General features: G+C 44.0%; 20 protein-coding genes. 5 read left to right on the top strand and 15 right to left on the bottom strand.

What is annotated here, in order from left to right; translation table 11 throughout:
- Positions 1-16: 16 nt before the first annotated feature.
- A complete protein-coding gene (locus tag ACT6NV_RS03245) occupies positions 17-1,552 on the bottom strand; it encodes an arylsulfatase (RefSeq protein WP_445385836.1) in 1,536 nt (511 codons plus the stop codon).
- Between the two features lie 258 nt (positions 1,553-1,810).
- Here ACT6NV_RS03245 and ACT6NV_RS03240 point away from each other — a divergent pair, with 258 nt between their 5' ends.
- The 3 genes from ACT6NV_RS03240 (at position 1,811) to ACT6NV_RS03230 (ending at position 6,199) form a co-directional block, all read left to right on the top strand.
- Complete coding sequence (locus ACT6NV_RS03240) at positions 1,811-3,421, top strand: hypothetical protein (protein WP_445385835.1); 1,611 nt, start codon at positions 1,811-1,813, stop codon at positions 3,419-3,421.
- An 18-nt stretch (positions 3,422-3,439) separates the two neighbouring features.
- Entirely contained in the window at positions 3,440-5,344 is a 1,905-nt protein-coding gene (locus ACT6NV_RS03235) for a hypothetical protein (protein WP_445385834.1), read from the top strand.
- Positions 5,345-5,518: 174 nt separating this feature from the next.
- On the top strand, positions 5,519-6,199 hold the full coding sequence (locus ACT6NV_RS03230) for a hypothetical protein (RefSeq protein ID WP_445385833.1): 681 nt from the start codon (positions 5,519-5,521) through the stop codon (positions 6,197-6,199).
- 260 nt (positions 6,200-6,459) lie between these two features.
- Here the strand turns inward: ACT6NV_RS03230 and ACT6NV_RS03225 are convergent, their stop codons facing one another.
- From ACT6NV_RS03225 to ACT6NV_RS03215, 3 genes are all read right to left on the bottom strand, one after another.
- The gene (locus ACT6NV_RS03225) at positions 6,460-7,185 is read right to left on the bottom strand and encodes a DUF6090 family protein (protein WP_445385832.1); all 726 of its coding nucleotides are present in this window, start codon (positions 7,183-7,185) and stop codon (positions 6,460-6,462) included.
- A gap of 135 nt (positions 7,186-7,320) precedes the next feature.
- Positions 7,321-8,817, bottom strand: a complete 1,497-nt coding sequence (locus tag ACT6NV_RS03220) for a glycoside hydrolase family 30 protein (protein WP_445385831.1) — start codon at positions 8,815-8,817, stop codon at positions 7,321-7,323.
- Between the two features lie 273 nt (positions 8,818-9,090).
- Positions 9,091-9,645, bottom strand: coding sequence for a DUF1572 family protein (locus ACT6NV_RS03215; protein ID WP_445385830.1), 555 nt, complete (start codon positions 9,643-9,645; stop codon positions 9,091-9,093).
- A 200-nt stretch (positions 9,646-9,845) separates the two neighbouring features.
- Here ACT6NV_RS03215 and ACT6NV_RS03210 point away from each other — a divergent pair, with 200 nt between their 5' ends.
- Together ACT6NV_RS03210 and ACT6NV_RS03205 are read left to right on the top strand one after the other, a co-directional pair.
- Positions 9,846-10,406: a helix-turn-helix domain-containing protein gene (locus tag ACT6NV_RS03210; protein ID WP_445385829.1), complete on the top strand. Its 561-nt coding sequence runs from the start codon at positions 9,846-9,848 to the stop codon at positions 10,404-10,406.
- A gap of 96 nt (positions 10,407-10,502) precedes the next feature.
- On the top strand, positions 10,503-10,754 hold the full coding sequence (locus tag ACT6NV_RS03205) for a hypothetical protein (RefSeq protein ID WP_445385828.1): 252 nt from the start codon (positions 10,503-10,505) through the stop codon (positions 10,752-10,754).
- Between the two features lie 844 nt (positions 10,755-11,598).
- On the opposite strand, the gene ACT6NV_RS03200 is transcribed toward ACT6NV_RS03205, so the two are convergent.
- The 11 genes from ACT6NV_RS03200 to ACT6NV_RS03150 all read right to left on the bottom strand — a co-directional run bounded on the left by ACT6NV_RS03200 (position 11,599) and on the right by ACT6NV_RS03150 (position 20,971).
- Positions 11,599-12,126 (bottom strand): peroxiredoxin family protein, encoded by a 528-nt coding sequence (locus ACT6NV_RS03200; RefSeq protein ID WP_445385827.1) that lies wholly within the window; start codon positions 12,124-12,126, stop codon positions 11,599-11,601.
- A gap of 339 nt (positions 12,127-12,465) precedes the next feature.
- Positions 12,466-13,152: a DUF4386 domain-containing protein gene (locus tag ACT6NV_RS03195; RefSeq protein ID WP_445385826.1), complete on the bottom strand. Its 687-nt coding sequence runs from the start codon at positions 13,150-13,152 to the stop codon at positions 12,466-12,468.
- A gap of 8 nt (positions 13,153-13,160) precedes the next feature.
- Positions 13,161-13,604, bottom strand: a complete 444-nt coding sequence (locus tag ACT6NV_RS03190; RefSeq protein WP_445385825.1) for a DUF6326 family protein — start codon at positions 13,602-13,604, stop codon at positions 13,161-13,163.
- Between the two features lie 113 nt (positions 13,605-13,717).
- Complete coding sequence (locus ACT6NV_RS03185) at positions 13,718-14,248, bottom strand: cupin domain-containing protein (protein ID WP_445385824.1); 531 nt, start codon at positions 14,246-14,248, stop codon at positions 13,718-13,720.
- 62 nt (positions 14,249-14,310) lie between these two features.
- Complete coding sequence (locus tag ACT6NV_RS03180) at positions 14,311-16,185, bottom strand: prolipoprotein diacylglyceryl transferase family protein (RefSeq protein WP_445385823.1); 1,875 nt, start codon at positions 16,183-16,185, stop codon at positions 14,311-14,313.
- Positions 16,182-16,601: a hypothetical protein gene (locus tag ACT6NV_RS03175; RefSeq protein ID WP_445385822.1), complete on the bottom strand. Its 420-nt coding sequence runs from the start codon at positions 16,599-16,601 to the stop codon at positions 16,182-16,184. The genes ACT6NV_RS03180 and ACT6NV_RS03175 overlap by 4 nt, the downstream gene beginning before the upstream one ends.
- 338 nt (positions 16,602-16,939) lie before the next feature.
- A complete protein-coding gene (locus tag ACT6NV_RS03170) occupies positions 16,940-17,527 on the bottom strand; it encodes an ABC transporter ATP-binding protein (protein WP_445385821.1) in 588 nt (195 codons plus the stop codon).
- Between the two features lie 8 nt (positions 17,528-17,535).
- Positions 17,536-18,351: a hypothetical protein gene (locus ACT6NV_RS03165; RefSeq protein WP_445385820.1), complete on the bottom strand. Its 816-nt coding sequence runs from the start codon at positions 18,349-18,351 to the stop codon at positions 17,536-17,538.
- Positions 18,352-19,212, bottom strand: coding sequence for a class 1 isoprenoid biosynthesis enzyme (locus ACT6NV_RS03160; RefSeq protein ID WP_445385819.1), 861 nt, complete (start codon positions 19,210-19,212; stop codon positions 18,352-18,354).
- A gap of 550 nt (positions 19,213-19,762) precedes the next feature.
- Positions 19,763-20,509: a carbon-nitrogen hydrolase family protein gene (locus ACT6NV_RS03155; protein WP_445385818.1), complete on the bottom strand. Its 747-nt coding sequence runs from the start codon at positions 20,507-20,509 to the stop codon at positions 19,763-19,765.
- 36 nt (positions 20,510-20,545) lie between these two features.
- The gene (locus ACT6NV_RS03150) at positions 20,546-20,971 is read right to left on the bottom strand and encodes a VOC family protein (protein WP_445385817.1); all 426 of its coding nucleotides are present in this window, start codon (positions 20,969-20,971) and stop codon (positions 20,546-20,548) included.
- Between the last annotated feature and the right edge of the window lie 14 nt (positions 20,972-20,985).

Here is a 20,985-nt window from a genome sequence, read left to right as displayed (position 1 = left end):
ATTAATTGACGTTAAACTATTGTTTCCCTTCCTGCAGTTGTTCCACCAATTCGGAGAAATCCAGGGTGGCGGCCTTCTGTACCGGAGGATATTCAGCCAGTGACTTGATATGCTCCCCAAGCAGTTCCTGAACGGGCTCGTTCAGGAACTGCTTCCGCTGTAAAATGTCTGAACGGTCCGTTACGTTGTCAAAACTTTCGAAAGGGTCAAAATGAAGATTGTAGATGATAGGGAATTTTTGCTTTTCATAGGGTGCGTAGTAGTCTTCGCTGGTTTGAAAATGCAGTTTCCACTGATTGACCCTTACGGCCCGGATGTCGGATTCATGGTAGTAAATGAAGTTGTTCCGTTCACTCTCATTCGTTTTTCCCAACCAGTAACCCAGGTTATTTAACCCGTCGATATATTGTTTTCGATCCTTTAGCATCTTTTCGGCAACATTCTCAACGCCTGCGGCGGCAGCCAAAGTAGTGAATATATCCATGTGGGCCTGTATTCCCCTCAGGACTCTTCCTTCCGGAATTTGATTTTTCCACATGACCATCATAGGCACCCGCACTCCGCCTTCGTACGTGGTCATTTTCTCTCCCCTGAAAGGAGTGGTGCCACCGTGGAGCCGGGCACTGTGCTCCGGTCCGTTATCGGTGGAATAGATAATGATGGTGTTTTCAAGCACCCCCATTTTTTCGAGCTCTTCCAGGATCATGCCGACCTGCTTGTCGTGCTCAATCATCCCGCTTCCGTAAAAATCGTGCTCTGTGGTATAGGGGAGGGCCAGGTAGCGGCTTTCGGGTTTTAGGCGGGTGAACATATGCATCCGGCTCGGATTCAACCAGACAAAAAACGGTTTGTCATTGCTTTGCGCCCTTTTCATAAAATCCAGAGATGCATCAATAAATTCTTGGTCGACTGTTTCCATCCGCTCCCGCGACAATTGTCCGGTGTCTTCAATCCGCTGTTTGCCGACCTTGCCGAAGCGGGGATCTACTGTCGGGTCATCCACATTGGTCGCATAGGTATGCAAAACCCCTCGTGTACCGTATTTCTTGAAAAATTCCGGATCCTGGGGATAATCTTTCTGCTGGTATTCCTCCTGCGTATTCAGGTGGTACAGGTTCCCAAAAAACTCATCGAAACCATGAACGGTTGGGAGGTGTTCATTTCGGTCGCCGAGATGGTTCTTTCCGAACTGTCCCGTTGCATATCCTTGTGTTTTCAGGACTTCGGCCAGGGTGGGGGACTCTTTTTTCAGGCCTAATTCGCCACCAGGCCTTCCTACTGTGGTCATCCCGCTCCTTATCGGATACTGTCCGGTAATGAGGGCGGCACGTCCGGCAGTGCAGGACGGCTGCGCATAGTGTTCAGTAAACATTACGCCTTCCCTGGCAATCCGGTCAATGTTGGGTGTTGTATAGCCCATAACCCCATTTCCATACGCACTCACATTACTCCAGCCAACATCATCCGGGAAAATGATAAGGATGTTGGGCTTTTCCTGGGCCGAAAGGGCAAGGCAAAAACATGCCATAGTCAGCAATAGAATTTTTTTCATTTTAAATGATTTTTAGTTGATTAACTGTAATGCTTTTTGGAGTGGTTGTTTGGCAGAAACCTGTCCAAGTGGCTTAGGATCCTAAGGGAAAGATAATAATTTTTTTTAGACTGGTTATCAAATTTCCCGCAGCAGTATGAACCAAAACCTAATTTGAAATAATTTTTTTACGGATATAGCGATGAATACAGTATCTTAAGCTTGTATTCTGTGAATCAGCATATGAATCGAAAGCGGCTACTTAAATTTGGCCTCCCTTTGGCAGCATTGGTGATAGTCCTGATGGGGGTTAACCCGGTGATGGAATCTTCCCTTGATCGCTACCTGCAAAACAAAATGCGTTTCCTGCAGGATTCAACCGTATTCCGGATTTCCTATGAGGAGCTGAATCTGAACCTCTTCAGCAAGGAATTTGAACTCAGAGGCTTAAAGATCCTTTCGCTTTCTGAAACAGACTCCTCCGGTCAGGATAATGAAGCAGGCCTGCTTCGCGAAATGCATATTGGTATGGCCCGGATAGAAGGGGTGGACCTTGGGAATTTCCTTTGGGACCACTCCCTTGAGGTTTCTGAGATAGACCTGGACTCCGTTAACCTGACATTCCTGAAACCGGACATATCCGCAAAGAGGGAAAAAAAGAAACAGGAAAAACCCGTGCTGGATTCCCTGAAATTGCCGGGTATTAACAGAATAAAACTGGGCGATGTGGACCTGCTCCATTTTACGCTCAACATAATCGGGGCCAAGGATGGGGATACAATTTCCAGTTACAGCAGCAGGGATTTGCACATTCAGGGAGTTGGCCTGAGGGAAGTGGGGTCTGGAAAAGCGCATACGTTTATCCCGGAGCTGGACGATTTGATTTTACGCCTGGGGAAGCAACAATACCTTGTTGGGAACGGACTTTATTCCATAAGCTATGACAGCCTGATCTACGTTCACAGGGATGAATCTCTGCTTGTGGAGGAAGTCAATATTGAACCACGCATTTCATTGGATTCCTTCGCATTGAGGAATTACGGTAAAAACTTCGAGCGCGCAGAGATGGGCCTGAAGGCACTGCAGATTGATGGCCTGGGATTGCATCGCATTATTACTACGGGGGACCTGGACATTTCCAAGGTAACGGTGGACAGCCTGCGGGCTAATATTTATAAAGACGAAAGCAACCCTATGGACCCCAATCTGGATGTTTCGCTGCCAAACAAAATGCTGCAGGACCTGGACTTCAACCTTTCTTTGGATACATTAAGGTACAACGGTACGCGGTTTTCCTTTTACGAAAAAATGCCCAATACAAATAATCATTTGGAAACCTATCTCACGTCGGTAAGGGGGGAAATACGAAATATCCGATCTGCCAGGTGGGCCCTTGATTCTGGCCCTCCACTGGAGGTTGATTTCCGGGCGGATCTGTTGGGTGCCATCGAGCTTACCCTGGCAATGGAGTTACCGTATGGTGAAGATGCCCTTTACATTACAGGAGGCACAAGCGGGAGTTCCAATCTCGCGGCCCTGAACCAGACCACGATCCCGGCGATGAACCTGCGCTTTGGAGACGGACGGCTCCATGGGATAAGTTTTAAGGCAAGGGGTAATTCCCATCACCTCGAGGGTGAATTCACCATGTTGTATTCCGATCTGGATGTGGAGTTATTGAAACCGGATCTTCAGAAAAAAAAGACCCTCTCATGGGTAGCCAATACCTTTGTTAAACAATCCAACCCGAACCGTAAAGGAAGGACCCTGACGGCAAATATCTATGCCGAACGTGATCCGACCAAGGGGGTGGTAGGATATGTCATTAAGGGGATTAGTTCCGGGATAGCAAACACCTTTAACCCACTCGGCAAGAACCGAAGGGAGTAGGTCAAAAACAGCCATTTAATGAGGATACGCTCTATACAGATTATTCGTTTCGACAAAATAGCACACCGGTTGATATGCATTGGACTCCTCCTTGTGTTCTTGCCCCTAAGGGCCTGGGTATATCCGGAACACAGGCAAATCACTTTCCTGGCAATCCAACAATTAGGTCCTGAGTATCGAAGTATCCTGGAGGACATATGGAAGCAGGTACGAATCGGCCATGAGGGCCGCCTTTCCGTTTCGATCATAGACCCTGGGCACGGACCGGACTCCGAAACACTGGACTTGGCATCATGGCCCGCCATTGCCGGGGATCACAGCTGCTCCCCCAGGGATATGATGGACATTATCCTTCAGAGTAACTGGATTCTGAGTGTAGACCATATCGCCATGAAATTGCGGGATGATCTGGCGAAAGCCAAAAGACCAGACCAGACCATCAATGCCATCCGGAATTCCGACATCAGGCTGCAGCGGGCGGATATGGAGTATGCAACCCGCGCCGGATCCAATAACGTTCACTTTCTTCTCGCACGGAATTCTGTTGAAGGCACGGCCCAGGATTATTTCAATATGTCCATTCAGAAAGACGCTCCGCTCAACGCCCTGGGTGCTTATTCGTATTTCCATGGTAAAGCCATGGAGCTCGCTGCGCAGGCACAGACAGGAAAGTTCACTTCGGATCAGCGATCGGCTATGTTTCTGGCCCTGCTGGCCAACGAAGCCTTTGCACTTCATTTTCTGCAGGATGCCTATGCCGCCGGGCATGTAGCCGGCACCTGGGGTAATGCCGCCCAGCGCAAAGGCACACATGACCACTACAATGAAGCAGGGCTGGAAGCGGAAACCTGGGAAGGGCAGCGGCTGGTCCTCTCCGGGGATGCCTATATGCGCCCGGAAGATGCACAATTCGTTTCCCGCGCCATTCAGAAAAGTTTGGAACAAATCTGCCAGGTCCTGGCCAGCACCACAGCGGCCACAGGTCTTCCGGGGACAGAAACCCTGGCGCCGGACACATTTGACGTTTGTTCTAATAACTATATGCCAACGCTTGAGCCCGACAGGGAACAGCTGTCAGAAATACTGCTGGAAACCCCCATACCCGGTCTTGCCGAAGGGATGGGGCAACTTCCCCGTTTCCGAACCGAGTTGGGACCTTTTATCGGGGCCTCCTCATCCGTGGAATCCTCTTATTTAAGGGGTGGGTTTGGTCCCGAACAGGCCGAGCAGGCCCTGATCGGGAGTATTGAAGCGAACCTCGTTTTTGGACTCGGCCTGGACGGGGTAATGAATAAGGCCGGGGATGGATTGGCATTTATACAGTTGGGATGGCGGCAGGACTCGCCCACTACCAGTCAGTTTACGGACCCCAGCAGAAGCCTTCAGGGCAGCTCGGTTACCGCAACAATACCAGGAAGGTCAGCTTATAACTTTCGGGTCCGTATGCCTTTTTGGCTCCTTCCCGGCGATCTGGTCCTCTTTGCGCCTATTCTTACCTGGGCAGCTCCAAAAACGTTTGAACGGATGGCTGTAACGGCAGGCAACGGCGGGTTGATTCCCTGGCAATCCGGAATTTCAACTCCAATAGGCCGATTCCAGTTTATTTTAGGCCGGGAGATAGGGGTTTCTCTATACGGGGTCAGTCGAATTCAGGAGTCCCTTGTTATTCCTAATAACTCCTTCAGTGAATCCCTGCTGGTAGGTTACAGGTCAACCAAATGGGACTTCCCATTTTTGGAATATCAGCCTACCCGAACGTTCTCAAATACGCAAAGTGCTATTTTAAAATTTCAATTCTCCTTTGGAGTGGATGTTCCAAGGAAGGAACAAGTCCTGGTGCCGGCAACCGCAGAGAATATCTCCCTTGAAGAGGTTTGGTATTTGAGTATGCGGCTCTTATTCCACTGGAGGCATTACTTCTAAAGCGCCTGGTGTTTTGTTCATGGCAGGCAGCTCCCAACTATGGAAATTGGGAAGCACCGGAGAAATTATCCGGGTTTTGATCGGGATACTGTAGGTTAAGAATCCCCGCAATTATTTTTTTGGGATAGGACAGGGGTTTTAGCTATTTTGCCGCTTCAAATTAAACTGAGTGCTATGAATTGGAAATGGAAGATGGTATTGCTCCTTATCACAGGGATGGTAATGAAAAGCTGTGGAAGCGTTAAAGTGCTTGATGCATGGAAAGGAGAGCAGGAAAATATTGAAAAATTCAAGGAGAAAAATGTACTGGTCATTGCCCGTACGGCAGACGATCATGCCCGTATTGCCTTTGAGGAAAACATTGCAAATGCCTTAAAAGCGCGGGGTATAAAAGCTACAGAAAGCTTTAAAAAGGCACCCAAAATCTACCCAAACCGAGAAATTACGGAAGAGCGGGTGGCCCTGATCAAAAGCCTGATGGCCAGTGAGGGGTTTAACGGTGTTGTTCTCACCGTAATAAAGGACAAGCAACAAACGCAACGAACTTCGAGCAGTGGGATCTATGTTGGGGCGACCTATTCAGGATACTATCCTGGTTATTACGGTACTTTCTATGATTACTATGCTTACCCGTATGCTTTTGGGCCCTATTACGACTCTTTTGGCGGATATGTCCCCATGTCTACCACCACAAAGACTTACACCACCTATATTTTGGAAACAGTGGCCTACAATCTTGATGAACCAAGTGAAAACCAATTGGTGGCTGTAGTAACTTCAAGTATTGACGATCCCAAAGAAGCCTATAAGACTGCAGAGAAGTACGTGGATCAGATGATGAAAAGCCTCGAATAATGAATCCCTAACGGAGGGTAATTCGCATCACCCGTAGGGTGAATTCACCATTGGGAAAAATTCAAAGAAAACAGATAGCTGTTGCCTAATCCAAAACGTTGCCGACAGGGGCTGTTATTTGGGAATCTATTTGTTTCCAAATTTTGTCAAAGACATATAGGTAAATTTCCCCTTCCCTGTCTACAGGTATGTTTTTCTTCTCTCCGCCCAGCGGGATAGCAGTAAAATGATTAGTGTTAGTAATTTTAACCGGTGCATTTTTAATCGTTCCTTAAGGAAGACGATGTAAGCCTTACGACCTCCTTTAAATAATGTTCTATAGGCTCTTCCTCAATAGCTCTGGTGATATTGCCTACATAATGGATTCTCCTTGCAATTAGAGATTTGTGAACCGGAGACTTCAGTATACCCAGCGCTTTCTCCATGTCCTGAATGGAAAATACAGCCTGTTCAATCAGAAATGGCTCATATCGGGTATTCCAGAAATCCGTTGCGGCCAATTCTTCTTCTGTATAATCCTGAAGCACATCGTTCCAGGAGATAATCAGGCTTTGCAGGCTGTCATTTTGCAAAAGCTGATAATTTCCGGAACTGATCAGGGAATGCACTACTCCGTTGGAAGGGTTGAAGGTATGGGACTCCAGCGCCCCTTTTACCAGGGCAATGTTTTCATCTGTAAAAAAGTTTTCTTCTTTCGGACTGTTGACAAGCGCCAGCAGCTTTTCTGCGTTTGCCTTGGCGGTATAATGGATTTCCTTGGCCGTTTCAAACAGTTCCAGGTTCTTTGTGAAGTCTTTATTCAGGGCAGAAAGGATCAATTGTTCTTCCTGCCGGTCCTTCCTTTCCTCATTCCAGGTATTTACCTGCAATGCGATTAATATCCCTAATACTACAAGGATGGTTTCCCCAATGGCATATGCCAGGTATTTACTGAATTTGTTTTCAGAAAGGAAGCGTTTGCGGATAGTTCTAAAAATCTTAATCATAACAGGCTTTGACTGTTCTTACGCAAATAATTGATACAATCAATGCTATAACCATGCAATATGCTGTTTTGAAATATATAAAAGTGCATCCGTCTGTTTTTCGTTCCTTATAAAGCCGGTGAGATCCTGAACCCCTTATTGCGTTACCACCGTTTGGATGGCATGGGCCGGGATACTCAGGGAAATGGCTTCTGCGCTACCCACATAGAGTTTATAATCAATGGCGCTGTCACTCTGGTTCATGATCACGTTTACCATGCTGTTATCCTCATTTACGAAAGAAGTACTCAGCAGGTGGCTCCTGCTGCTAACCGTACTGATCCTTTTGGCTCCTGGCCGAATATATTTTGAAAAGTGGCCAATATAATAATAGGTAGGGGTAAAAATCAGGTCCCCGGATGCCGTGTCACCATGAATTGGGGCAAAACAATAATTGCCTACGTGGTTGGGCCCGCCATTTTGGTTTAGCAGGATGTTCCAGTCTGTCCAACCAACAGTGCCGTTATTGAAATCATTGATAATGGAACGTCCATAGCGTTCTGCGTTTGGCCAGTATTGGTATCTTTCACTATCAAACCCTTCCTGGCACCCTTCTGTAAACAACAAGTTTTTGGTGGGGAAGGATTCATTGATGTTGCCCAGGTTCGTAAACATAGGGTCCCCGCCAGCCCAGGTTTCATACCAATGGAAGCCTATGCCCCAGGCATATTTTGAAGCTTCCGGATCTTCGAAAATTGTATTGGCCCGGTGGTTGATCAGGTCCCGGTTATGGTCCCAAACCACTATCTTTTTATCGCCCAGCCCTTCCTGCTCCAGGGTAGGCCCCAGGTGATTCTTCAGGAAATCGCGTTCTTCTTCAGCCGTATAAATACAAGACTCCCAGCGCTGCACCGCCATGGGTTCATTCTGGATGGTGATCCCCCATATGGGCATACCCTCGGCTTCGTATGCCTTTATAAATTTGGCATAATAAAGCGCCCAGGAATCGGCATATTCCGGCAGGAGCTTACCGCCCTGCAGCATGTTGTTGTTGTCTTTCATAAATGCTGGCGGGCTCCAGGGGCTGGCGTACAGCAGCAGGCTGCCCCCGGCGGTTTCAATGGCTTTTTTGATCAGCGGGATCTTATGCATTTTGTCATGTTCGATGCTGAAGGTCTCCAGCGCTTTGTCCCCTTCTTCGATGTAGGTATAGCTGCCGCTGCTAAAATCGCAACTGTGGATTGGGGTACGGCAAAGTGAATAGCCAATCCCTTTCTCCTGGTCATAGTATGCGGTTAAAAACGCTTCTTGTTTTTCGGGCGGCAACTGATCAAATACCTCTGCAGAGGCATCGGTAATTGCGCCTCCAATACCCAGTAAGGTTTGAAAAGATTTCTGCGGATTCACGAAAACCGAAACCTCATTTTCCAGGGGTTGTTTGGCTTCTGTGAAATTTACCTTAGCTGTCTCTGTAAGCCTGAGGTCTGTACCGCTTGCCGTGGTATACACAATAGACTCTTTCCCTGAGAGGGAAGTTTGATAGGCCATAGGTTCTGCCGGGGCCGCCTCTGCTGTGGTTTCCCCGGACTTTTCTGCTTGTTTACAACCTATTAAAGCTATTGCGCAAATGAGTAATGTGAATTTAGAATTCATAGTTTTACTTTTTTGTGAAACCCGTAGTTTCTGAGGCTCTTAAAAGGGGCTTCTGGGTAAGGTTTTCAGTTAGGTAGATAAATTTGAGTTTAAGATAAGAAATAAGGTCAGAACTTTTGCAGTTATGGGATCCGGCCTTTTTTTAAAAAGGGTGATGAAGGAGTTCAGACTCCCGAACCCTATCGCAAAACATGTTTCAATAACTTCCATCCAATTTAGGGAAATTCTTTGGACTAAAAGGGGAGAAGAAATAGGGTTGGTTTAAGAGGAAGTTTAATGCTCATCAGAGAAGTGTCCTTTGTGTTTTCCCCTGGCAAATTTCGCATTATTGAATTCATCAGATTTTCCTTTGGGGATGGTTAAACTCTTCCACTTACTTCCCAAAATCATCCTGCCGATATAGGCAATTTGCCCAGTGTGATACGCGTAATGGGCGAGCTGTCTGTTTATGGCTTCAAGAATTGAGTGTTCCTGATTCCGGATATAAATTTTGGTGTCGAAATTATCCTCGTTTATCATGTCCAGGGCGTCAAATAAACAGACCCATCCCTCATTCCATTTTTGAAACAATTCCTCTTTGGACTGTATTACCGGCTCAAATTCCATATCCCGGTTGCGCCACTGTTTTTCTCCATCCGAATTCAAAAAATCTGTCCATCGGGATCTCATATTTCCCCAAAGATGGTTTACGATAATGGCAATGGAATTAGACTCCTGGTTATACTGCCAGAAGAAATCCGTTTCACTCAGTTGGTCAAAGGTTTTTTCACCCACTGATTTGTAATATTCAAATTGCTTTTTGGCACTTTCCAGATATGCTGTTTTCATTTTTTTTCAATTGCCTGCAATCTTCATTCGTTTGAGCTGTTCGCGGGTCGGTTCCAGCTATAAGTTACTTGCAAATTAATTTATGGCCAAGGACCTCCCACAAACTATTCCCCCTTTTAAACTTATTTAATTTAATTGCCAATTCATTCTCCAAATAAGACTTACTTTTAATACAAAAGAATCCTTTTCCTGCTCCGGATATGAAAATCTACATCAAATATATGGTAAGTTTAAGATGTAAGCTGATGGTAAAGCATGAGCTGGAAAAACTGGATATCCATTATATAAGTATTGAATTGGGGATGGTAGAATTAAAAGAAGCTATTCCCGATAAAATCCTGCAGGAACTGAAAACAAACCTGGCAAAATCCGGCCTGGAATTACTAGATGATAAAAAGAGTATCCTGGTCGATAAGATCAAAAACATCATCATCCAAATGATCCATTATTCCGATGAAATTCCAGAGATAAATTTTTCAGATTACTTAGCCGAGAAATTAGACTATGATTACACCTATTTATCCAATCTGTTTTCCGAAGTAAAGGGGATCACCATTCAGCACTTTATCATTAAGCACAAAATAGAAAAGGCCAAAGAACTGATCCTCTACAACGAACTCAATCTCACCGAGATCGCTTATAAATTAAATTACAGCAGTGTGGCGCACCTGTCCAACCAATTTAAAAAAGTCACCGGCCATACCCCTTCCTACTATAAAAAAATAGGTGAAAAAAGAAAGCGCAATCTTGAAAACCTGTAAGATGTATAAATATGCGTTCCTCATGTGTAAGGCTATTGGATGAGTTATTTGGCATCTTTGTAATGGTACAATTAAGTACCGGTAAACAATACAATAATGGAAACCAAGAGTAAAGAAGGTGAAAGAAAGTCGAATGAACTCTTTAAGTTTAGTGGAGATTGGGAGAAACAGTCTAAAGCCTTAATGGCAAAATATCCAAAACTAACCTCAGAAGATGTAAAATTTGAGAGTGGAAAGGAATTGGATTTGATTAAGCGATTAGAAAATAAATTGGCCAAAGACCGCCATGAAGTGGTGGGGATTTTAAAATCCAACCAGGCCAAAGTAGCTCAGGCGGCTCATTCATAGAACACAATTCATTAAATCACAGGGCAGGCTATTTACAGTCTGCCCTATTTTCATGTTCTGTATAAGCAGCTTATAGGGCACAAAAAAAAGCAGACTTAAAAAGTCTGCTTTTTTTATGGTTCAATTTGCGTTTATTTCCATGTCATGGGTTCTATTTTTCTGGCAAACTGTATTTGTTTCCTTCCGTTGCCGGCCACACATAAAAGGACGGGCTTCTCTTGGAAGGCCCTGAGTAATCCCTGGACTACCGGTTTTAGTTCAATCCTGTATTTCGTAAACATGTTTTTTTGATTTGTATTTTCTGTAATGTTCGTGTAATCTGTTTTTAAAGGGCTCATAATCTTTTTTTTGTTCTGCAAAGTTGAGGCTCTTCTACAGGATTTATGTTACAGTCTACTTTTAAAAGCTTATATAAATTACAGATTTTTTGTAGGCGGAATGAAATATCAAGCCGGTAAGTATTTCCGAAAACGGCCTGAATATCTGTGATATATGTAACTCATGGATTTTTTAGTGCAAATGCAATGGCGAAAAAGGCAGTACCTTAAAGGACACATAAATTTAATACCTGCCCAGCATGTCAAAAGAGAAAAAAGGAAAACTAAAAAACGATAAAACGCCTGCTGCCAAAACGGCAAAGGAGAAAAGAGCAGCCAAGCTTTCGAAGCGCAAGCTAAAGCCGTTTTCTGAGTAGATATAAATTGAAGAGCGCGGACACTAAAGGAGCTATCTCAGGCCTTTGTTTGAATGCTATTTTTAATACTGGGCAGAAACCCTACAATGCCTGAAATGGCTATGAGTAAGTACCGTACCCAGGCTGTTCTTGCAGGGTTATGTGTAAATATTATTTCCAGTTCAATATTTCAGTTATGGGAATATGATCGCCAAAGTCTTTACCGTAGTATGCCTTATGTATGTTCTTATTCTCATCTATTAAAAAGTCAGCTGGAATAATGGGTTTTTCCTTTACTGATTTCATGTTGAAAAAACCACTAAACATTACTTTCCACATCTTTATAGGATTTATCAGGGCTTTAAGCATACCTGAAAAAGATTCCTCGATTTGATATTTCTTGAATAATTCCAAATTCGGGTCAGCAATTATTGGAAATGGTGCATTTTGTTTACCTGCGTATCGGATAATTTCATCTTTGGATGCTGCAAAAATGGTAATGATTGCAATTTCGTTTTCTTCAAATTTTGAGTAATTGGTTATCAATTCATTTACGCGCATATTGCAAAATGGACAAGAAGCGGCTCTAAAGAAAGTCAGAAGTACTTTTTTTTCTGCATACCCGAACAGCTGAATTTTGTTGCCAAGGTAGTCTGTGGCCTCAAAATCTATTGCTTCATCTTTGTCTTTTAGTTTCATCCTAATCAGCTTTTGGTTATCGCCAGTTACTGAAATACAATTCATATAATCCGGTTGTAATACTACTTAAGACGTTCCGGGAGGTGTGTATATACTGGAAACTGTCACAAATTAAATCTAACACTTCAGTTGATCGTTCCGGGTATTTACTTTTTATCTTTTCCCGTTAGTCGGAAATAGTCTGGCTTGATTACAATATGATAAAGGGAAGATCTCTTACCGATTTATTTAGAAGAACCTTAATTTTTCTGATGCAGTGTCGGGACCATGAATTTGAGCAATATTTACTTGGCCCTTACATGTAGACAGGCTTATCTGCAATTAATTTTATAATCGGTATTATTTCTCCTTCCGGGGCCGTATCCCAAAAATCAATAAATACCCGATCATCCAGAACTCCCCCACTGTGGCGGGAAGGGTTAAGTAACCTGCCCAGGAAATTTCAAGACCCGAATAGTTAAGTGCAGTGCTTGTGAGGTATCCGAAACCACCGGCAATCAGGGTACGGCCCAGCCAGACGGGCATCCTTTTTGAGCTGGTTACAATGTGCCCCAAAGGGATCAGCCAAAGCCCGAAGAAAAGCCCTCCAACTCCCCAGGCATTTCCGAGTAAACCAGTCAAAAGTTCAATGGAAATCAATTTATCCTCAGCGGGGGAGGAGGCGCCGGCAATTTTAATAGCGGCTCCCATGGCAATGGCACTAACCATAATGGCAACTGCATTGACCATACCCCAAATGCCGACGGTCCATGCCGCCCACTCGTTTGTACTTCTGAATAATTTATAAAACCATACGGCCGTAAGGGCTTGAGAAACAACAATTGCAAACTCCAACAACAAGCGGGTACGGGCAAGGGATTCCTGCTCCATAAGGTTGGTCAGTGTTTTCTGTGGGTCTGCTGATGAAAACACCTGTGGGTGGATTATCAAAAACCCCACAATGCCTGAAATGGCCATCAGCAGGTACCAGACTCCTGCCGTTCTTGCAGTGGTTATCAATTGACTTTGGTCGTCTTTTGTGTTCATGGTTTTCATCAATTTTCTGTTCTCGGCCATTTCCATGCCTGAGCTATGATCAGGATAAAGACCAGCAGTTCTATCAGGTTAAATAAGACATAGAAGGTATACCATTCAGCTCCGAAACTGGTAATGACAATCAAAATGGATATACAGGCATATAAAAAGGCCATGAGGATATTCAGCCATTTGTTGATCTGTGGTTTGAGAAAAACGGAAAGGAAGATCATCAGGGCCGGGATAATCAAAATTGTTGAAAAAACTACCAAAAGGGCAGGGGAGGTTGGCCCCATGGGCGTTTCAAGCGCTATCATGCGTTCCAGCTTCCCGGGGGTCATCAGCTGGAAGTAGTCAGCATAGATGTAGAGGAACATCAATGACGTCCAGAGAAGGGCCAGTTTTATTTTTACGTTGATCCGGTAATTGGTCAGGGATTCCGGAGGAGTCTTTTTTTTACTCAATTTGGTTGGATATAATTGATTAGTGTTTGTATAGGACGCCCCATCGGTAATTATGTTACATGGTATTATCTGATATTGGTTACGACCGTAGAAAGTTGCTGCAGGCTCTTTTTTTAAACAAACCGCAGATTATATTTTCCGCAAATCTGCCCAACCTTTTCCAGGTCTGGCGGTCCCGGAGGTAACTGAGAGAGCTCTTCAAACATCTTCTCTAAACCAGCCGGAAATATGCTGAGCATGGCCCGGGCCTTTTCAGTGCCCACAACCCTCCAGGAGTGAGGGATTCCCCTGGGGCAGAAAATTAAATCCCCGGCAGTTAAGGTAGTAGCTTTATCCCCAATGGTCATTTCCACCTCTCCTGAAAGTACCTGGAACACTTCATCTTCATTTTCATGAACATGGGGAGGAATTCCTATGCCAGGATCATTGAATTGTTCGATCAGAGTAAACTGCCCATTGGTATCATCCCCGGTGAGTTTGATGTTTTGGTTGTCTCCAATCACATTCAGTTTCCGGCCCTCTTCGTTCCTGACAATTTTTGGGGTTTTGGATGGAGGGGATGATTTCTTTTGGCCCTGTAAGGGTGTAAAGGAAAGCATTCCCACTCCCAGGGCGGTAGTTTTAATAAATGCTGTTCTGTCCATATTACTATATTTTGATTATGAAATTACAACTTTATCTTTTCCTGTCAACCTCTTCAGGTTTATCAAACCAGCCTTGAAAACCGTGCGTTGGATTCAGGGAAATCAATACCCATGGCAAATAGTGTAAACAAACCTCCTAGTAGGGCCGACACTAGCGTCTGCCAACCGAATTCTGAGGGTAATAATACTATTTTGATATTGATAAGGGTCATGAGGATCCCTATCAAAACCGACAGGATGGCTGTCCATTGATAAAGTCTCAGGCCATTTAATACAGGAGTTTGTACCTCCCCTCTATAGGCCTCTTCAACAAATCGGCCAATACCGGTAAGGATTAAATAAATACCAAAAATAAATGGGGGGGAACAGTTGTACTGCCAGAGTGCCAATAAAATAAAACCCACTAAAAAAAGCCATATCATGGAATACAAAGGCGTTGGATGTATGAGTTCGCCTTTTAAATGTGAGATGCCGCATACACGCGAACGGTAATGAAAATATCTGATACCAATCTTTGCATTATCCACTTTCCCCCCATGGCAACACCCATTTACCAGACATCGAAAACGACCAATGCCCTGAACCCACGGCATCATAACCGATATGGCTCCAATCAACACCCAGCCATTATACCCCATGGCCCAGACTGCAAGGCTGGCAAAAACAATACCTACAAGGGCGCCGTAATAACCATAGGGCCTCTTCAATTTTTCCGACCCTTCAATGATTTGTGCCCAAAGAGCTGAAAATACAATTACCACAATAGCAAACATAAGTATTGCCCATGCATATTCATCGCCTACCAAAAAGCCCGTTAGCAAAATTCCGAGAAAACTGCCAAACCCGACATAAAATCCGTGATTGATGATCCTCACTTTTCCGAAGACCCATTCTTTCCATGAATTGGCAACTTTTTCTGAAGTATTTTTTAAAAATACCCAAATATGAAAATAATTCAGGGCCAACAGGGATATCAGCACAGCTGAACTCAAATGCAGCGCAGCAGATCTACTAAGGCTTAATTGCAGAATGATCAGTACAGCTGCAGGCAGGCCCCATAAAAGTCCCAGGCCTTTCGATTGTTTATAGAGGGAATAAACAGAAAGAAGCAGTAACAAAACAGGTACAATATAGGTAGTAGAATTTTCAGTGGTCAAAAATTGAGCCCCAACAGCCGGATAAAGCAACGCAACAAAAGTGGAGATGCTCAGTCCTATCAGGCAGGTAATAGTCCAATATCGCAAGAGATCCTTTCTATTGAGGATAAATGGTACAACCCCTACAATTAAAGCAGCCAACACATTTATATAAGAGATTTCAATTGAAAAGGGCAAGGATAAGGGTCTTCCTGTAAAAGGAGCTACATGCCCAACCAATTTTACAACCACAAGATTACTCAGCAAAAGAAGTAAAACAACCCAGCCCAGGGAAACTATCCTTACCCGGACAGTAGGTAATTCTCTTGTGTTTTCGGGAAGATCTGAAAGGGTTTGAAACGACTGATCTGGAAACCTTTTTTTCAAATCAATAGCCTCATAACCCCAAACGAGAGCGATCATCGAAAGAATGGTTAGGGGTGTTACCATCCAAAGACCGCTGGCAGACTTGGTGATGATAAAATAGCCTATAATAAAAAGGGTAAACCCCCAATAAATTGGATGTTGTAGAAACAGGAAAGGCCCCTTTGTTACAAGCTTTGGCGGAGGAAATGCATTCATCGGTAACCCCTTGCCGAACTTTTTTAAGAAATACATGGCCCAGGCCATTAGAGCAATGCCAGAAATTAGAAGAATCCAGCCAGTTAAGGTAGATTCAAAAACAGGAAGGTTAATATATACCTCCGTATACCGGGCCCACAACAAAAGTATGGCGGGGATTATTATCAGAAATATTCCAGCGTATAAGGTTTTCTTGATTTGTTCGGATAATGTATTCACTTTGCGCGCATTTTTAAAAAAAACAGTAACATCGAAAAAAATAAGAAAATTAAGCCATACAGAATTCCGTTTAGGGTCGCGGAATAGGAGGAATAATCGGTTACTGCAGTGATAATGGCCGTTTGCGACGGAAAATAGGCTGGAAGAAATCTAATAATCATTTGATTCTGCGCTTCAGCATAAAATAAAGGGTTTTGCAGCCAGCCCACATCAATATTTACAAGCAATACAATGAATAAAATTCCCTCAAGCTCCCCTCGGATCAGGCTACCTACCAAAAGGCCATAAGATCCATACACAAAACCAATAAGTGCTAAACCAGAAATAAACCTGCCCAAATGCACGACGGGGTAAAAAGTATCCGTAAGTAAGCCCACATATATGGCAATGGACACTATCGCCAATACCAGAGCCATCAGGATTGTAAGCAATACCTCTAAAGGATGATACCCGCAAATAATCAGTCTTCGATTTACCTGGTTATTTTTCTGAATCAGATTAAGGGCTAGGAATGCAACCAGAAAACCAGTGGAAGCAACCGCAAAAAAAATAGAGGAAATACCCTTTTCACTGATGTTTATAAAAACATCTGATCCTACCGAAGCCAGTTGAAAAGGAAGCAGCCTGTCTGATGTTGTAAAATCCACGATGAACAAAAAGAATGCCGGGATAAGCAGGATCAGGAGGAGCACAATCTTCTGGCGCATTAGCATACGCAAAATCATAGACAAACCAATTCCAATCTTTCGAATAGTCATACTAACACTCCGTTTTCCAGTTCATATATGCGATCAAACCTTCCTTTTTCACTTAGTAAATGGGTTACCACCAAAATGGCACAACCTCGATCTTTGAGTTCATCGGTATAGGTCCAGAATCGCTGATAGGTATCCCAGTCAAAACCATTGTAGGGCTCATCCAGAATTAACAGGTCCGGGGAGTGGAGAAGGGCCAGGGAGAGGTTTAGTTTTTGTTGGGTACCACCGCTTAGCCTGTTAACTCTCTCCTCCTGATATTTGGTGAAGTTGAAATGCTCAAGCAATGCGGCCGCCTGCCCTTCACCCCTTTCTTTTCCTAATCCGTAGGCTGCCGAAAAGTATTTAAAATGCTCATTGACGGTGAGTTGCGGATAGAGAAGGGGGATTTGCGGGCAATAGCCAAAAGTCCCCTCCAAATGAATAATGCCCCGTTGAGCCTTGAGAATACCAACAATGATCTTTAGCAGGATGGTTTTTCCCGAACCGTTTTCACCAACGATTCCGGTAAGCGAACCCGCATCCAGCTGAAAAGAAACATCGCTTAATACCTTTTTTCTCCCGAAAGCCTTTGCAATATGTTCCAACCTTAAAATCACGGTTCAGTATCCTTGAAATTTACCCATTCATGAATTACCTGCCCATTGGCAATCAATTTGTCATTTTTATATAATGCCCCATGGCTTCTCCACTTTCTGTTGGTTGCCCTTAAAAATTTGGAAGTCATTAACCTCCTGAATCCGGGCAGGTAGCGAATTATTTTATTTATAACCTTAACTAATTTCTTTTCCGGTTCCAGGTTTGTTTTTGGATCCAGGATCAATTTCAAACCTTTTTCTACGCATACAATGTGATCATCTTCAATGCTGCTATTGCTCAATCTTTCATTATTTAGCCACAGCCATTGATCCTTTTTGTTGTTACGAAGTTCGATCCAAACCATGGTATGATCATCGGAGTGGAATCGTCCCCAGCGCAGGTCGGACATAGGGATATTCCAAGGAAAAGTAGTCAGTGTCAGTAGTTCCGCATAGCCTTTTCCGTGCAATACGGTATCCTTTATTTCTACCTCCACGTCTGACAGGGGCTGATGACAATTCCAGTCCACAAAACCAACGCTGTCTTCAAAGAGCCGTGCATGCAGGGGTTTTGATCTTGATTTCCATTCTGCGCAAATATTGAATTTGTCGTTTTTCCAGCTGATGGACTCCCCGTTCTGCACAGGGAGTTCCACTTTATGAAAATGGGATGCCTCATCTGTTCCTGTATCCGGATGATGGTGTATCATGCTCGAATAATAAACGGTGCGATGCATAAATGAGAGTTTGGCTGCATAAAAGATCATCACCTGCCCGTCATCACTTATGAAATCCAGGTACCATTTCGCAAGATGAAATTCAGTGGTTCCCATTTAGTCCGTTACTTTGCCTTCAGACAATGTCCGATTAAAAACTTTTCTTGCCGGGGATTCATAAACAAGGGAAAATGTCCATCTTTCCAATAATGAAAAACGTCCTTCCGGCAACCTTCGGTGATGTTCCTCGAGAAGCCTCAAACCGGCTACAGCCCTTGTTTGTATCCATTCTTTTAGCTTGGGGGAATCAGGATTTGACAGATCCTCCTTTGCAATGTTGTGCTGCGTACATTCTTCCTGTGAGATATTCACATAGCCGGCAGCAAGGTCGGTCTTGATATCTTCAATATCATACTGGTATCGGCACGCCACACCAAGTGGTTCCAATAGGGTATACTTTTCTGGATCGTCTTTAAAAACCTTTAAAGTGGCTTTTATGGTTCCCCTGATATCCAGTAAATGAAAGTGATGCATCAATTCCTCCTGGGTAAAGATTATCATCTTACCCCTCCGATTCGCATCAAAGAGCAGGGAGTGGAGGATATCATCGGTTTCTGCTCTGAATTCTTCCCCGAACTTTTCAGCTAATTTAAAGCAATAAACCATCAAATATTCTACTTCATCCTTTGGGTTAATTGGGTTTTTCGAAAATTTTATTTTATCAGCAATATATTCACTTTCAGAACTATAGCCAGAAGGTAATGGGGCATCACCATCAACTATATCATCAAGGAATCGCATCAGGACATAGTAAGATTCCAGAAATGCTCCTCTTGTTGGTGCAAAAGCCGCATATTTAAAGAACCTCAGATAACGCAGGAAAGCGCGATATTTCCAACCCCTTGTTTCGAGCATGTGTTTGAACACGCGATTGCGCATTGTAACGGCATCTTTAGAATCTCCTGATTTCAATAGCATTCCTGAGAGATCTTTATAGTACAATTTCCTGTGTTCCTGTTCTTTTGAATACCTCCTGCGATCATGAAAAAGTCTTTTTCCTATTGGTGAGCCCGAATAATAGCTCCGTTGGGGTCGTTTTAGTCCAGTAGAACTAATTTAACAAAATAATGGAGCGGTCTATAAGGGCAGATCCTGCAACCCATTGGATTCCTTCTTTTTTGTTAAGGATCTATCCCTTTCCACTGCTTTAAGTGATTCGGGCAATTCTCAGATAATACTCTTAAAATTGATCGAATCACCCTTCTTTATCCAGGTCCGGGACAGCCATATGACAAGGCTGCGATTGGGGAACCTTTCTTTACGAGACCCTCTGCTAAAGAACCAAAAAACAACCGGTTCTGCCAATTAGGCGGAAACCTGGCTTCGCAGGTTGTTGTACAAGCCGGATGGTAAATTGCCTCTTTCCCGGGCATTTCTTACGGCATATAGGAAGAGGCATAAGATAAAAAGGGTTGCTCATATCATGATTTTAGCGAGCATTTCTCCTAAAATGTGTTTTTAAGGATGTTCAAAAAGTGTGGGAGGTAAAATCTTCCCTTCTGATCACCTGCTTCGATTCCATATCGAGGATAAGCATTCCCGCTTTATCAGTTTCGAGTTTCCCCAGCAGGTCTCCCCTGGCATTCCACACCGCAGAAGAACCTCCACTTTGAAAGGTATCGCAAAACCCAAAACAATTACACATCAATACGGGCATATTGAACTCCCGGGCCATTGCCGGGTAGTGCGTAAACGCTTTTTCAACCCCCTTCTCAGACTTGGCTACACTGGCCAAGTAAATGTCGGCCCCCAGCTTTTTTGCATCTGCTGCGTGCGGCCGCTGAAGGGACTCGTAGCAAATGCCGGGTGCAATCTTTGTATTGCCAAGGGTTAAAAGCAGTTGTTGGTCCCCTTCCTCAAAATAGGGCAACTCGTCCGGATGCAACCGTTGTTTCGAATATATTTTCCGGCCTTGCTTGGGTTGAAAAATAATCATGCTTATCCGTATCCCGGTCGCAGATTTGGTGGGTGCCCCCAGCCCGATTGTGATACTGTTCCGGTCACTGATTTTCTGAAATGCATCCAAACGCGAATCAGAGGGGTCTATTGCCAGCTGCCTGGCAAGTGCAGGCTCGTAACCTGTAAGCGACAATTCTGGAAAGGCAAGAAAGTTTACATTTTCGGCCACAGCCCGCTCAACCCATCTTTTATGGATTTCAATATTCTTTTGAATATGCCCCTTAATCGGTTCTATCTGGGCTATGCCTATTTTCATCTGATTTTTCAAAATTGGCCATAGGTTCCCCTGCCTTTAGTCAGAAAGCAGGAATTGCCATGAAATGCCGTATTTATCTTCACACCAGCCGAATTTTTTTCCAAAGCCATAATCACCGGCCTCATAAGAATCCAATGGAACCATTATCTGACCGCCATTTGAAACAAGCCTTTCGAATACTTTTTGTATTTCCGTTTCTGAGTCACTTTCAACGAAAAGTGATACCCCCGGCGTAAAAGACCAGGGATGATTGTAATTACTTTCGGAAACCATGTATTCGGTGCCATTAAGCGTAAAAACCCCGTATTTGATAAGCTCCGGGGTTCCTCCGGCCTCACCTTCATCGTATTTTACGATGCTTTTAATTTCCGAATTCGGAAAAATGGAAGTGTACAAATCCAGGGCCTCCTGAGCCTTCCCGCACTGATCCCCTACAAAAGTCAGAAATGTTGTTGTTTTCATTTTTCGGGTATTGG

Source organism: Robiginitalea insularis (assembly GCF_052497835.1).
Note: the sequence above shows the minus strand (reverse complement) of the source record. Positions and strands in the feature narration are given on the sequence as shown.